Source organism: Pedobacter punctiformis (assembly GCF_027213715.1).
In the GTDB taxonomy this organism is placed as follows: Bacteria; Bacteroidota; Bacteroidia; order Sphingobacteriales; family Sphingobacteriaceae; genus Pedobacter; species Pedobacter punctiformis.
Window position 1 is genome coordinate 1,196,361 of the sequence record NZ_JAPWGM010000001.1, and the last position, 15,169, is coordinate 1,211,529.

Below are 15,169 nucleotides of genomic sequence, written 5' to 3' on the forward strand. Positions count from 1 at the left end.
ATAAAATTCAATCACCTTTTTTATATCTTCGCCTTATCAGATAAAATAAATTTATGGAACTATTAACAAGCCCTGAGGCCTGGATATCACTTTTTACATTAACCCTTTTAGAGATCGTTCTGGGGATCGATAACGTGATTTTTGTGAGCATTATTTTAAACCGTGTTCAGGAGAAATCTCAAAAAACCGCCCGCATCATCTGGATGATTACTGGCATTATTTCACGCTGTTTAATGCTTTTTGGATTGAGCTGGTTACTTTCTCAAAAGGGAAAATTCATTATCCCTGAATCCTGGTTTGGAAAAGGCTTTGATTTGGCCAGTATTGTAATGTTATTAGGCGGTTTATTTCTGATTTACAAATCCGTAATGGAAATTCACCATAAACTTGAAGGAGAAGACCCCTCGTTAAACACAGAGAATAAAAAACCACTGGGTTTTGGTCAGGCAGTTTTTCAGATTATGCTGATTGATGCCGTTTTCTCTTTTGATAGCATTATTACAGCCGGCGGCACGGCAAAACATGTTGAAGTTATGATTATAGCCGTTGTTATTGCCATGTTCATTATGTTTACATTCAGTCCTAAAATTGCAGGTTTTATACACAAACACCCAACGCTGAAAATGTTGGCCTTATCATTTTTAGTGATGATTGGTTTAAGCCTTGTTATTGAAGGTTGGGACGCAAAGGCTGCACACGAAATGCACCTTAAAAATTATATTTATTTCGGCATGGCTTTTTCTGTGGGTGTAGAAGTTTTAAATATGGTATTTAGAAAACGTCAGCAAAAAGCACGTGTTGTAGAATTAAATGAACCAACCATAGAGGATAAAGAATAAGATTTAAACAGAGGTCAATTCCTTTGCAAATCTTATAAAATTAATACTTATAAATATGCTTGTCTAAATCAGATAAGCATATTTTTTTTGTCTGTATTTTCTAATTGGTTTCTATAAATAATTACTGATTTCGATCAGATTCAAATAATAAGTACCAATGTAAACTTGGTTTTGATTAGCGGCTGAAAATTAAAGTAAATCTCTTGTCTCAAAGCCTCAATCATTTAAACAAACTTAACTGAATTTTATATCTTTACCATTATGCAAAATTTGCCGCCTTTAGCCGAAAGAATGCGTCCTCAAAACCTTGATGAATACGTTGGTCAGCAACATTTGGTTGGTGCCGGTGCCGTTTTGCGTAAAGCGATAGAAAGCAGCCAACTGCCTTCCATGATTTTTTGGGGGCCACCTGGTGTTGGAAAAACAACACTCGCTTATATCATTTCGCAGACCTTAGACCGCCCTTTTTTTAATTTGAGTGCCATTAACAGTGGAGTAAAAGATATTCGGGAGGTAATTGACAGGGCGGCACAGCTTAAAGATAGTTTTTTGGGCCTGCCAATTTTATTTATTGATGAGATTCATCGTTTTAGCAAGTCCCAGCAAGACAGTTTGCTTGGCGCAGTAGAAAGAGGTTTGGTTACGCTGATTGGTGCCACCACAGAAAACCCTTCTTTCGAGGTTATTTCCGCTTTGCTTTCCAGGTGTCAGGTTTATATTTTAAAATCACTTACCGAAGAAGAATTAGCCGGGTTATTACAAACTGCAATTAAAAAAGATCAAATCCTTTCTGAAAAGAAAATTACAATAAAAGAGCATGAGGCATTAATCAGGCTTTCTGGTGGCGATGCCCGAAAATTATTAAATGTTTTAGAAATTGCTGTTAATGGTATTGGAGGAGATAAAATTACACTCACTAACGAGAATGTTTTAGCCCATGCACAACAAAACCTGGCTTTGTATGATAAGGCCGGAGAACAGCATTATGATATTATTTCGGCTTTCATAAAATCGATACGAGGAAGCGACCCCAATGCAGCGGTTTACTGGCTGGCCAGAATGATTGAAGGCGGTGAGGACCCGTTATTTATCGCCCGCAGGTTGTTGATTTTATCTTCTGAAGATATTGGAAATGCCAACCCGAATGCATTACTGCTGGCTAATAATTGTTTTACCGCTGTAAACGTAATTGGTTATCCGGAAGCCAGGATAATTTTATCGCAATGTGTAACCTATTTAGCTAGTTCGGCAAAAAGTAATGCATCTTACGAAGCCATAAATAAGGCCCAGGCTTTAGTAAAACAAACCGGAAATTTACCGGTGCCCTTACACATCCGTAATGCGCCAACCAAGCTGATGAAAAATATTGGTTATGGAAAAGATTACCAGTATGCACACGGTTATGAAGGTAATTTTTCACCGCAGGAATATTTCCCCGAAGAATTAAGCGGAACTAAACTTTACGACCCGGGTAAAAATGCAGCAGAAGATAAATTGCGTGAAAAACTTAAACAAAACTGGAAGGATAAGTATAACTATTAATGTATAGTTAAAGCCAACTAATAATTTTTTGCAGTTGATGTAACATATTGCCTTTTACCCATACTAATTAACCGAATATTAATAATTGCATTTTATATCGACCTTATAAACCAAATAAATAATATGCTCAGTACTTTTTTAGATCATCAATGGAAATCCTTCTGGCGTTCGCGTAGCAAAGGGGGCAATATTGCAGGCCAGATTGTTTTGGGATTCTTTTTGCTGTATTTTCTAGCTATTGCGGTTGGTGTTGGTTTTGGAATGGCGCCGTTGCTTCCAAAAATATTTCCGAACCAGGATGCAATAACCAGTTTTAACGGAATTATTCTTTATTACTTTGCCCTCGATTTTGTAATGCGCCTGCAATTGCAGGAATTACCCACCCTGAGTATAATTCCTTACCTGCACCTTAAAATATCAAAAAGTAAAATTATTAGTTTCCTGAATGTTAAAGCCCTTTTCTCTGCATTTAACCTTTGGCCGCTCTTTATTTTTTTACCTTTTTGCTTTGTTAAAATTGCTCCAACCTACGGCGCTTTTACCACACTAATGTACCTGATTTCTATACTTTCCATTATGGTTTTTAACAACTATCTGGTATTGTATATTAAAAGAAAATCGATTACCAATGTAATGTATACCTTTGCCGGCCTGGTTATTATTGCCGCATTTGCTGCATTAGAGTATTACAAAGTAATTTCTATAATGAAAGGTTCCGATTATGTTTTCAGGGCTATTGCTACGCATCCTTACCTGGGTTTTGTTTTTACAATAATTGCCTTCGGAATATTTACCTTTAATGCTAATTTTTTACGCCGCAACCTTTATGTTGAAGAATTAAGCAGTAAACAAGAGAAAAAAGTAAGTACGGATTATGCTTTTCTAAACCGTTTTGGTAAAGTGGGTGAACTTGCCGCATTGGAACTAAAACTAATTCTTCGCCACAAGCGCCCCCGTTCTGCAGTTATTTTAGGATTTTTCTTCCTTTTTTATGGCTTCATATTTTACAAGGAAAAGGCGATAAACGCTGATGCTTTTGGACAAATGATGTTTGGTGCTATTTTCATGACGGGAATTTCCATCATTATTTACGGACAGTTTATGTTTGCCTGGCAAAGCGCGCATTTTGATGGTTTGTTGAGTAACAAAATTAACTTCAAAGATTTTATTAAAGCTAAATTCCTGCTTTTTACCATTTCTTGTACCATTATAACCCTGCTGGCTAGTTTTTATGGGTTTTTAAGCCCTAAATTATTGCTACTGCATTTAGCGGCCTATTTATACAATGTAGGTTTTGGTACGGTAGTGGTACTTTATCTGGCTACCTTAAATTACAAAAGACTTGATATTAAAAAAGCAGCTACTTTTAATTATCAGGGTACGGGTGCTACTCAATGGCTTCTAATGTTTCCTTATGTCCTTACCCCTATTTTAATTTATGTGCCTTTTGGAATCATGAATAAACCTTACTGGGGACTAATTGCCGTTTCGATATTTGGTTTGGCAATGCTTTTAATGCGTGGTTTTTGGGTAAACTACATTACAAAAAGATTTCAATTAAAAAGATATAAAATAGCCGAAGGCTTTAGAGAATAATATTATGATTTTAGAAGTAAAAAATTTACAGAAAGTTTATGGCGATAAAACCGTTGTAAACATACAAGATCTACAAATTGCGGCGGGTGAAACGGTTGGCTTGGTTGGAAATAACGGAGCTGGTAAAACCACTTTTTTTCGCATGCTTTTAGATTTAATTCGTCCTACACAAGGTGAAGTTTTATCTAAAGGGCAAAATGTAATGCAAAATGATGAATGGAAAAATTATACGGCATCATTTTTAGATGAAGGTTTTTTAATTGATTACCTGACGCCAGAAGAATATTTTACCTTTATTGGTAGTTTGCATAATCTAAGTGTTGCCGATGTGAGCGATTACTTAACTCAGTATACAGAGTTTTTTAATGGTGAGATTATAAACAGCGGTAAATATATCCGCGATTTTAGTAAAGGAAATCAGAACAAAGTAGGCATTGCTGCGGCCCTGATGCAAAACCCTGAAATATTAATTTTGGATGAGCCCTTTGCTAATCTTGACCCAACTACGCAAATCCGTTTAAAGAAATTACTGAAAGAACATAAAGGCAACATGACGACTTTTATTTCCAGCCACGATTTAAATCATGTTACCGATGTGTGCAGCAGAATTATTCTGGTAGAGAAAGGGCAAATCATTAAAGATTTTAAAACAGACGAGAATACGCTAAAAGAGCTTGAAAGTTATTTTTCTGCATAAAATTGTACTAAGAATGATACATTTAATAAAGCACATGCTCTAACATGTGCTTTTTTTTTACTTCATTATATTAATTTCTGCGCTAAAGCCAATAAATAAAGCAAGTAATTATTTTTGGCATCGTGTTTGAATAGAAGCAATAGAATTATAAATCTAGAGTATTATGAGTATTTCAAAAGTAAGAATAGCAACACTAAGTATAGGATTAGCAATAGGTTCAATGGCATTGCAAAGTTGCGATAGCTTAACCAAAACACAAAAAGGAGCAGGTATTGGTGCCGCTGCTGGTGGTGTGCTAGGTGCCTTAATTGGTAAAAAAGCAGGTAACACAGCTGTTGGGGCGCTAATTGGTGGTGCTATTGGTGGTACGGCTGGTGCTTTTATTGGTCGCAGAATGGACAGACAGGCTGCGGAGATCCAAAAAGCAATACCTAATGCAGAAGTAATTCGTGAAGGAGAAGGTATCATTGTAAAATTTGATAGCGGTATCTTATTCGATTTCGATAAAACGGCTTTAAAAGATGCAGCAAAAGCAAACGTTCAAAGTCTTGCAGCTTCATTAAACCAATATCCTGATACCGATATTAAAATTATCGGTCATACAGATAGCAGAGGAACAGAAGCTTATAACATGGGCCTGTCAGAAAGAAGAGCAGCAGCTGTTAAAGCTTATGCAGTTTCTCAGGGTGTTCCGTCTTCAAGATTAGTAACCATTGGTAAAGGTTTTGCGGAGCCAATTGCTGATAATGAGACAGATGCAGGTCGTGCAGCTAACCGTCGTGTAGAGATTGTAATTGTTGCAAACGATGCATTAAAAGCTACAGCAGAAAAACAAGGATAATTTTCGGATCTATACTTCTACCTGGGAAGATCAACATACCTTCAACCCTAATGTAAAAACATTAGGGTTTTTTTATGCCTTTAATTATTGCTGATCAGGGCCATAAATATCTTCGAAATAGCTAACCACTAAAGATTTCATTAGCATTTCCTGTTCCAGCATAGTGTAAGGTGGGATAGCTTTAATTAATTTCCAGTGCGGCCAGCCGTCCTGATCTAATCCTTCCAGTTCATAAAAGCCCATTTCACTTAAAAGCCTGCAAGTTGCAATGTGCATTAATTCTTCTTTCTGGCGTTTGCTGTATTTTTTTGGCCCTTTTCCTAATTCCTGTACACCAATTAAAAACAACATCACTTTCAGGTCAGGAAAATCGGAATCAAATTCTTTTGAAATTTTTTCCTGTAAAACTTTCCACTTTGCATTAATCTCCGACGGTTTCATAGGGCAAAGATAGCGTTAAAAAGGATTAGACCGTAAGGTAAAAGGTTTATGGTTTGACATAAAAGATCAATCATAATTGTATTTTTGGTCACATTTATTAATTATGGATTCAAATTCAAATAAAATAATTAACGCTGGTTTATTGGCTTATGGCATGTCTGGAAAGGTTTTTCATGCCCCTTTTTTAAATGCACACACAGGTTTTAATTTAAAAGCAGTTGTTGAGCGCAACCACAAAAAGGCACAACAAGATTATCCGGATTTAATTAGTTACAACAGTGTTGATGAGTTGTTAAATGACGACGAAATTGAGTTAATTGTTATTAATACGCCCAATAACCTGCATTACGAGCATGCAAAAGCTGCATTGCAAAAGGGTAAAAATATTTTAGTTGAAAAACCTTTTACCGCAACAACTGAACAGGCTAAGGAACTTTTTGAACTGGCAGACCGGGTGGGTAAACAGATTTTATTTTACCAGAACCGTCGTTGGGATAGCGATTTTACAGCCGTTAAGAAAGTAATAAACAGTGGTAAGTTGGGTAAATTAAATGAAGTACATTTTCGGTATGACCGATATAGAAATGTAATCGGTCCAAAAGCCTTTAAAGAAAATCCCGGCGAAGCCAGTGGTTTACTATACGATTTAGGCCCTCATTTGTTAGATCAGGTGATTAGTTTATTTGGCAAGCCTTTAAGTTATCATAAAGTGCTAGGTAAAAACAGAAAGGATACCCTGGTTGATGATTACTTTACCATTCAGTTAACTTATCCCGATAGTGTAAATGTATTTGTTACGTCGAGCATGTTGGTGGTTAATCCCCAGGCTGCATTTGTTTTACATGGTGTAAACGGAAGTTTTATTAAACAGCGTGCTGATGTACAGGAAGAACAATTATTAGCCGGTATAAAACTAACTGATGATGTTTATGGTAAAGAGCGTGAAGATAAAGCAGGTTTATTAACAACAATTGATGAACAAGGCAATAAAAAGAATGAAATTATTAGGTCTGAAACCGGCAGTTATTTGTCACTTTTTGAAGCAGTCTATCAATCATTAGTCAACAATAAGCCTTATCCGGTGACCAGAGAAAATGTATTAACCCAGCTGGAGATTTTAGAAAGTTAAAATATATGAATTCATTACCATTTGCATACCTCATTCCCATCTTTATCCTAACGCTATATTTTATCTTACGGAAGAAAAAACCCGCAATTGAGCCGTTAACGGAGACGGATAAAACAATATTAAACGACTATGTAGATTATTACCACAAATTAGATGCGGCTAAAAAAATACGGTTCGAACAAAAAGTTGCAGAATTTTTCAGCTCGGTTAAGATTGAAGGTGTGGGGGTAGAAATGACCACTTTAGATGAGCTTTTAATTGCTTCAAGTGCTGTAATTCCGATTTTTGGCTTTCAGGATTGGCAATATAAAAACCTGAGCAGTGTATTGCTTTATCCGGATACCTTTAACAAAGATTTTCAGTTTGAAGAGGGAGATGACCGGAACATTATGGGAATGGTGGGTACCGGTTATATGAACGGACAAATGATTTTATCACAATCGGCTTTAAGACATGGTTTTTCTAAAAGCGCCGGAAAGGAAAATACAGCTATCCATGAATTTGTACATCTTTTGGATAAATCTGATGGAGCTACGGATGGTGTTCCGGAGAATTTGATGGGCCATGAATATACTCTACCCTGGCTTAAAATGATCCATGATGAAATTGGACGAATAGAAGACAATCAATCGGATATTAACCCTTATGCGATTACCAACGAGGCAGAGTTTTTCGCGGTAGTTTCTGAATATTTTTTCGAAAAGCCTGAATTGCTAAAAGAAAAACATCCTGATTTGTATTTGCAACTCAGTCGTATTTTCGCTCAAAACCCTGCAGCCTAAAAGCATAAAGTCTATGAAATTTTTAACAACAATTGTACTTAGCTGTTTGATTTCAATCAGCAGTTTTGCTCAAAAAACCTATATAATTAAGCAAAATTATCCTGTAGGGAAAAAGTACGATTACAATATTACCTCTGATCAGATTATAAAAGAGAAGATTAGCGGACAGGAAATTAACCTGACGCAAAATATCGGTACAGATTATACCTTCGACATTACAGATGGTAAGAACGGCGATAAAAATATTAAGGTAATTTATAATCGCATCACCATGAAATCTGTGGCAATGGGCAATACTATGATTATGGATTCCGATCAGGGCAATACCGATCAGAAAAACCCTTTTGCAGGTTTAAAGGGCGCTACTTTTAATATGGTTTTTGGTGTAAATGGCGAGATAAAATCGGTTACCCGTATTGATGAAATGCTGGATAGAATGGTGAGTAAAATGACTTCAGACAGTAGCCAGGTTAAGCTATTGAAAAATTCATTAAGCAAGCAATTTAATGCGGAGGCGATGAAACAAACTATGGAATCTTCTTTTAAACTTTATCCGGGTAAACCAGTAAAAATTGGCGATTCGTGGACAGTTGATACCAAAATGCAAATGAGCATGCCGATTGAAACCAATACAACCTATTTACTTAGAGAGGTTAATGACGGAATCGCAACCTTAAATGTTAAAGGAACTTTAGTTTCTAAAGGTAATTTTGAAGCTATGGGGAATACTATGGAGACGGATTTAAAAGGGACCAATTCGGGAGATGTTCAGCTTGATTTAAAAACAGGAATGATACTGAACAGCCATCTTCGCATTGAAATGTTTGGCCGGGTTAAAACCATGGGACAGGATATTGATTTTGAAATTCAGGGGATTAATAAAATTACGGGTAAGGCTTTAAATTAGAAAGTTAATTATAGGCACAAGGCAATCTATTATTGTAATTTTATCAAACCAACAACAATTTACAAACTTCCTGTAAGCGCAACTAAAAATTCGGTCGCAATTTCAATATGCGGAATGTGTCCGCAGGCTTCGAATTCCACAATTTTAGCCCCCGGAATTTTAGCGGCAGTTTGCTTGCCCAAAAGTTTATACTGACCATGCAACGCCTGCTGATCTGGTGTTAATAAGCCCTTTCCTACAATTGTTTTATCTTCTTTTCCAATAAATAAAACGGTTGGTACTTTCAAATTCTGAAATTCATAAACAACAGGTTGTTCGTAAATCATGGTAAAAGTTGAAGCCGCCACTCTGGCCCATCTTGGATAATCGGCACTAAAAGTAACGCCGGCAGCTACATCAACCAAACTTTCATATTCAGGTTTCCATAAAGTGAAATAAGAACTCTGATAATATTTACGAACGCTTTCTGCGGTTGTTTTTAGCTCGTTTTGGTATTGTTGGTCTGTAGTAATGTAGGGAACAAAGGTTTTGTAATCTTCTAACCCAATCGGGTTTTCCAGTAACAGTTTTTCGGTCTTTTCCGGATACATTAAAGCAAAACGCGTAGCTAGCATTCCGCCCATGCTATGGCCTAAAACTGAAGCTTTTTGAATGCCCAATGTATCCAATAATTTTTTATTCCATGTGGCCATTTGATGAAAGCTGTAGTGAATAAATGGTTTCGATGATTTTCCAAAACCGATCTGATCCGGCGCAATAACCCTGAAACCATTTGCCGTTAATGCTTTAATTACATTCCCCCAGTAGTATCCGCCAAAATTTTTACCATGAAATAAGATCACTGTACGCCCATTTGCCGCAATAGTGGGAGCAATATCCATATAAGCCATTTTAATATCCTGCCCTTCTGTATTAACGGGTAAATATTTAACCGGGTAAGGATATTTAACGTTTTCGAGTGTAATAGACAGCGTATCAGTTTTTTGTGCTTTGGTATAATGGAAAATCGTCAGAAAAATGGCCATCAGAACGAAAAATCTCTTCATGTTTTTTATAATTTATATGTAATAACGAAAGCGAACCGGCCTAATTTAAGACTTAATTTATATTTTTGACCAACCAAATAGACTAAAAATCATGCCTGTATTTTACCTTGGAGAATCCCTTTTAACCCTAAATTCTCTTTCCGAAATTATTTCAGAAGCCCAAACTATAGCTTTAAGCCGGGAAGCAATTGAACGGATTGAGAAATGCAGAAATTACCTTGATGATAAATTAAAGCATCATAAGGAGCCTATTTATGGCATAAATACTGGTTTTGGTTATCTTCAGCACATCAAAGTAGAGGAAGAAAACCTAACAAAATTACAGCATAATCTTTTACTCTCGCACGCATGTGGAACAGGCGAAGAGGTTCCGGCCGACATTGTAAAGTTAATGTTGCTTTTAAAAATCCAATCCTTAAGTTACGGTTTCTCTGCCGTTGCCCTAAGCACAGTACAAAGGTTAGTCGACTTTTATAACCACGGTATTTTGCCTGTGGTTTATACCCAGGGATCTTTAGGCGCTTCAGGCGATTTAGCGCCGTTGGCTCATTTGGCATTACCACTTATTGGCCAGGGAGAAGTTTTTTACGAAGGCCAAAAAATAAGTACCGTTGCATTATATCAAAAATTAAACTGGCAGGTGCTTTCGCTGCAATCAAAAGAAGGGTTAGCGTTAATTAATGGTACTCAATTTATGAGCGCTTATGGCATTTATATTCTTTTAAAAACACAAAACTTAAGCAAATGGGCAGATGCGGTCGCAGCAATCTCTATTGATGCCTTTGATTGCAGAATTGATCCTTTTCATGAGCTTAGTCATCAAATAAGACCACATAAAGGTCAAATTGAAACCGCTGCGAATATTAGTAAATGGTTACAGGGAAGTGAACTTATTCAAAAAGAAGGTAAACAAACCCAGGACCCTTATTCGTTCCGCTGCGTGCCTCAGGTACATGGTGCCAGTAAAGACAGTATAGCTTACATCACTACGGTTTTTGAAACTGAAATTAACTCCGTTACAGATAATCCAAATGTTTTTCCGGATGAAGACCGGATTATATCGGCTGGAAATTTTCATGGTCAACCTTTAGCTTTAAGTTTAGATTTTCTATGCATTGCCCTGGCAGAGCTGGGTTCAATTTCTGAACGCAGGGTGTTCCAGTTAATTTCCGGACAACGCGGTTTGCCTCCCTTTCTGGTTAAAGATGCCGGTTTAAATTCGGGTTTAATGATTGCCCAATATACGGCTGCATCCATTGTGAGTGAAAATAAACAGCTTTGTACACCATCATCTGTGGATAGTATTGTAAGCAGCAACGGACAGGAAGATCATGTAAGTATGGGGGCAAATGGAGCTACGAAATGCCTTAGAGTGGTTCGCAATCTTGAAAATATTTTAGCCATTGAATTATTAACGGCAGCACAAGCTTTAGATTTGCGCAGACCTTTAAGATCATCTGCTGCAATTGAGAAAATAATGTCAGCCTACAGAGAAAAAGTAAACTTTAATGAGGCCGACAGAATATTATCTGTTGATATCCGGGCCTCTGCGGAGTTTATGAAAACCACTCCACTTAAATTAGTTTTATAACACTTCTGTAAATAAGATACGGGCTTAATTTCTTTGGCCCTTTTTTTGGTATAACGGTGATTGAAAACCGGAGGCATCAGCTCCCAGTTGATTGATATTGCATTTTTATCAGGATTGTTGGCCTGCCACTTGCCAAAGCAGGTAGGTCTCGGATTAACTTATTAAAAGATCATTGTAAATAATATGTCGAAACTATTTTCTCCTTTAACCATAAAGGATGTGACGTTTAAAAATCGTTTGGTTATTTCTCCAATGTGCCAGTATTCGGCTATAGATGGTTTTGCCAACGACTGGCATTTGGTTCATCTTGGAAGCCGTGCAATTGGTGGAGCCGGGTTAATTATTCAGGAAGCCTCTGCCGTTACTGAAGATGGAAGAATTACTTACGCGGATTTAGGTATCTGGAAAGATGAGCACATTGAAAAACTAAAACAAATCGTGTCTTTTATCCATCAAAATGGAGCAATTGCGGGTATTCAGCTGGCACACGCTGGTAGAAAGGCCAGTTGTGAAGTACCGTGGAAAGGCGGCGAACAAATTGCCGAAGGACCAAATAGCTGGAAACCAGTTGGGCCATCTCCTGTACCGTTTAAAGAAGGACAGGTTTTGCCTCATGAACTAAGCATTGCCGAAATCCAGCAAATTGTGATGGCTTTTAGAGCTGCAGCTAAACGTGCTGTAGATGCAGGTTACAAAGTTGTCGAAATTCATGCCGCACATGGTTATTTACTGCACGAGTTTTTTAGTCCGGTAAGTAATAAACGAACAGATGTTTATGGCGGAAGTTTCGAAAACCGTATTCGCCTGGTCATTGATGTAGTAGAAGCGGTGCAATCTGTATGGCCTGAAAATTTACCGCTTTTTGTTCGTATTTCTGCTACTGAGTGGACTGAAGGTGGCTGGACCGAAGAAGATTCTGTTCAATTGGCTGCGGTTTTAAAAGACAGGGGTGTTGATCTTATCGATACTTCATCCGGTGGTAATGTATTCAATGCTGTAATTCCGGCAGGACCGAATTATCAGGTTCCATTTGCTGATAAAATCAGAAATGAAATTGGAATTTTAACCGGAGCAGTAGGTATAATTGTTGAGGCGCAGCAGGCAGAAGAAATATTAGAGCAAGGCAAAGCTGATTTAATTTTTATAGCACGAGAATCTTTACGGGATGCTTATTTTCCAAATCATGCCGCACAGATTTTGGGCGATGATACCGAATGGCCGGATCAATACATTCGGGCAAAAAGAGAGGTTTTTAAGAAGCCGTAATAATAAACTAACCTATTTTAAAGGAGCCTTGTTTCTGAACCATAGAATACGGGTTTAATTGTACAATTGTTGAATAAGAAAAAGATAGTCAAAAAAACCGGTGTTAAATGCACCGGTTTTTTATTAAAATGATTTCCTCGTTTATTTTACCAGGGTAAATGGGATGTATAGGCCAAAAGTAATGTTTCTTCCAGTATTATAAACACCTAAGTTTGGGTTTTCTGAATCAAACCTGCCGGGTTTAAATCTGCTTAAAGCATCGTAGTATTTCTGATTTAACAAGTTATTAGCCGATACGGATAGCTTAATTGGTTGTTTACCTAAATTAAAGCTAGCGCCAATGCCTGCATTTAATAAAGTATAACCGCTTGTTTTGGTTTCAAACTCTTCATCAATACGATTTTGTTTAAAAGCAGAGTTAATGCCAACCGATAAATATGCATCGTTTGTTCCTTTTAGCTTAGGCTCAAAACGCAATTCGTTTCTTAAGCTTGCTGCCGGAATAAAAGATAGTGGTTTATCTAAGGACATATTTTGTGCATGCACATAACCAAAAGTGTTTTCAAAGTGGATAAAAGGAACCGGATGGATGGTTAAACTGGCTTCGGCACCGTAAAGATTAGCATTTACTTGCCCATAGTGATATACATTAAATTGGTCTCCATCTACTGATTTTACTTCTCCGTTGTTTGAAGCATAAATGTAATTGTTGATATAATTATTGTAAACACTGGCGCTTGCACTTACTATTTTACCTTCATACTCTAAAGCAGCATCAATTTGATAGCTACGCTCCGGGTTTAGGTTAGGATTACCAACTTCATAACGGAAAGTACCTTCATGCACACCATTAGAGCCTAATTCGGCTGGGTTTGGTGCACGGAATGCCGAACCTGCATTGGCTTTGAAGTTCCATTCATCGTTAAACTGGTGAGTAAAGCCTAAAGCACCACTCACATTAGAAAATTTGTTTTCAAAAGGGGCAAATCTTTCTTCGCCTTCATCTTCATCCAATAATTGTTTTCCATTGTTTTTGCGAAAATCGTAACGGGCACCTAAACTGAACGTATTATTATCCCAGTTCTTTTTAGCATAAGCAAATACACCAATTCCATAAGTATCGTAAGCGGGAACTAAAAACTCAGTTCCTTTGTTTTGACTATGTCCGGCATCTGCGCTCACCCCAAAAACAGGTTGCCATCCATTCACTTCGTGGATGAAATATTTTAAATCTGCATTGTAGGTTTTAAGGTCGAAAAATAAAGCCGGGTCTGGTCCGTCTAATTCCCGACGCTGGTTTTGCTGATAGCCAAAATCTGCCTTTAAGTTGCCGTTTCCTAAAATAAAATTGTTATTTAGAGCAATTTTAAAATGTCTGATGTCCTGACGGGGATATTCCAGATCGCGATTTTTATAGTCGGCATTGGTAAAGGGATTTCCATCTTCCGTAACAAAATTTCCGTTTTCATCCAGATTCGGTTCATAAAAACCAATGTTGTTTCTAAAATTTGATACGTTTAAATGTGTATAACCCCAGCTTTTATTTAAACCTATCATTCCACTTAAATCAGTCTCGTTAAAGCCCGAGTTTGGGAAATAACCCGTTGGTGTTTTAAATGAATAAGCGTTTTTATAGGTGCCACGAGCTCTCCAGACAAAGCCATTTTCATTACCATTCAACATTAAAGAGTTTGCAGTAAGGCCATTGTTTGTAGAGTAATTGGTGATGAATTCGCCTTTTATTTGCCCCTCTGGCGGGCTGCTTGGTTCTAATAAGTTAATTACGCCACCAAGTGCATCAGAGCCATACATTAATGAAGCGGCACCCCGCAAAACCTCCACCCGGTCTGATTTAAACTGATCAATTTCGATACCATGTTCATCGCCCCATTGCTGGCCCTGTTGTTTAATCCCATCGTCTAAAGTTACGATGCGGTTATAACCCAAACCTCTTATTACAGGTTTAGAAATAGAAGGACCAGTGGTAATTTGAGATACCCCCGGAATTTTGGTTAAGGCATCAATGAGGTTACTCGAAGGCGCTAAAAGCTGATCTTTGCCCACAACTGCCGAAGAAGCACTATTCCGCTTACTGGTACTGCTGATTAAGCTACCTGTAATTACCACTTCTTTGGTTTCAATTGCAGTAGGCTGTAAAGAGAAGTCGAGACTTGATGTGGCCGCCAGATTAACAGTTTTGGTTGCCGTTTTATACCCGACATAATGTACTTCAACCAAATAAGTTCCTTTGGCAGGTAAGTTACTTAAGATAAACTCGCCATTGTTATCCGTAACTGCGGTAACACGTAAATCAGGGATAAAAATGGTTGCGCCGGGTAAGGTTTGCTGATTGCTGGCATCAACTACCTTACCCTTAATGTCTTTTAAAATTGCTGCAAAAGCAGTATTTGTAAATATTGTATATAGAATTACAAGGCCGATAAGCTGTAATTTTTTCATGTTGTTAATTTTTAAATGGAACGAAATAGCCT

At 37.4% G+C, this 15,169-nt stretch carries 13 protein-coding genes; 10 read left to right on the top strand and 3 right to left on the bottom strand.

Annotation, left to right across the window (positions count from 1 at the left end):
* Positions 1-53: 53 nt before the first annotated feature.
* The 5 genes from O0955_RS05345 to O0955_RS05365 all read left to right on the top strand — a co-directional run bounded on the left by O0955_RS05345 (position 54) and on the right by O0955_RS05365 (position 5,515).
* On the top strand, positions 54-839 hold the full coding sequence (locus O0955_RS05345) for a TerC family protein (protein ID WP_269426490.1): 786 nt from the start codon (positions 54-56) through the stop codon (positions 837-839).
* Between the two features lie 261 nt (positions 840-1,100).
* The gene (locus O0955_RS05350; RefSeq protein WP_269426491.1) at positions 1,101-2,381 is read left to right on the top strand and encodes a replication-associated recombination protein A; all 1,281 of its coding nucleotides are present in this window, start codon (positions 1,101-1,103) and stop codon (positions 2,379-2,381) included.
* 123 nt (positions 2,382-2,504) lie between these two features.
* Positions 2,505-3,977, top strand: a complete 1,473-nt coding sequence (locus tag O0955_RS05355) for a DUF5687 family protein (protein WP_269426492.1) — start codon at positions 2,505-2,507, stop codon at positions 3,975-3,977.
* Positions 3,978-3,981: 4 nt separating this feature from the next.
* Positions 3,982-4,674, top strand: coding sequence for an ABC transporter ATP-binding protein (locus tag O0955_RS05360; RefSeq protein ID WP_269426493.1), 693 nt, complete (start codon positions 3,982-3,984; stop codon positions 4,672-4,674).
* Between the two features lie 163 nt (positions 4,675-4,837).
* Positions 4,838-5,515 (top strand): YiaD family glycine zipper/OmpA-like lipoprotein, encoded by a 678-nt coding sequence (locus tag O0955_RS05365; RefSeq protein WP_269426494.1) that lies wholly within the window; start codon positions 4,838-4,840, stop codon positions 5,513-5,515.
* Positions 5,516-5,599: 84 nt separating this feature from the next.
* Here O0955_RS05365 and O0955_RS05370 read toward each other — a convergent pair whose 3' ends face one another.
* The gene (locus O0955_RS05370) at positions 5,600-5,956 is read right to left on the bottom strand and encodes a hypothetical protein (RefSeq protein ID WP_269426495.1); all 357 of its coding nucleotides are present in this window, start codon (positions 5,954-5,956) and stop codon (positions 5,600-5,602) included.
* Positions 5,957-6,059: 103 nt separating this feature from the next.
* On the opposite strand from O0955_RS05370, the gene O0955_RS05375 reads away from it, so the two are divergent.
* The 3 genes from O0955_RS05375 to O0955_RS05385 are packed head-to-tail and all read left to right on the top strand — an operon-like array spanning position 6,060 to position 8,774.
* Positions 6,060-7,085, top strand: coding sequence for a Gfo/Idh/MocA family oxidoreductase (locus O0955_RS05375; RefSeq protein WP_269426496.1), 1,026 nt, complete (start codon positions 6,060-6,062; stop codon positions 7,083-7,085).
* A 5-nt stretch (positions 7,086-7,090) separates the two neighbouring features.
* Positions 7,091-7,867, top strand: a complete 777-nt coding sequence (locus O0955_RS05380; protein ID WP_269426497.1) for a M90 family metallopeptidase — start codon at positions 7,091-7,093, stop codon at positions 7,865-7,867.
* Positions 7,868-7,880: 13 nt separating this feature from the next.
* Complete coding sequence (locus O0955_RS05385; protein ID WP_269426498.1) at positions 7,881-8,774, top strand: DUF6263 family protein; 894 nt, start codon at positions 7,881-7,883, stop codon at positions 8,772-8,774.
* Positions 8,775-8,833: 59 nt separating this feature from the next.
* Here O0955_RS05385 and O0955_RS05390 read toward each other — a convergent pair whose 3' ends face one another.
* Positions 8,834-9,820 carry an alpha/beta fold hydrolase gene (locus O0955_RS05390; RefSeq protein WP_269426499.1) on the bottom strand — a complete coding sequence of 329 codons (987 nt, stop codon included), beginning with the start codon at positions 9,818-9,820 and terminating at the stop codon, positions 8,834-8,836.
* 91 nt (positions 9,821-9,911) lie between these two features.
* On the opposite strand from O0955_RS05390, the gene hutH reads away from it, so the two are divergent.
* Together hutH and O0955_RS05400 are read left to right on the top strand one after the other, a co-directional pair.
* Positions 9,912-11,411, top strand: coding sequence for a histidine ammonia-lyase (hutH, locus tag O0955_RS05395; protein WP_269426500.1), 1,500 nt, complete (start codon positions 9,912-9,914; stop codon positions 11,409-11,411).
* 183 nt (positions 11,412-11,594) lie between these two features.
* Positions 11,595-12,677 (top strand): NADH:flavin oxidoreductase/NADH oxidase, encoded by a 1,083-nt coding sequence (locus O0955_RS05400; protein WP_269426501.1) that lies wholly within the window; start codon positions 11,595-11,597, stop codon positions 12,675-12,677.
* Between the two features lie 141 nt (positions 12,678-12,818).
* Here the strand turns inward: O0955_RS05400 and O0955_RS05405 are convergent, their stop codons facing one another.
* On the bottom strand, positions 12,819-15,137 hold the full coding sequence (locus tag O0955_RS05405) for a TonB-dependent receptor (RefSeq protein ID WP_269426502.1): 2,319 nt from the start codon (positions 15,135-15,137) through the stop codon (positions 12,819-12,821).
* Positions 15,138-15,169: the final 32 nt, after the last annotated feature.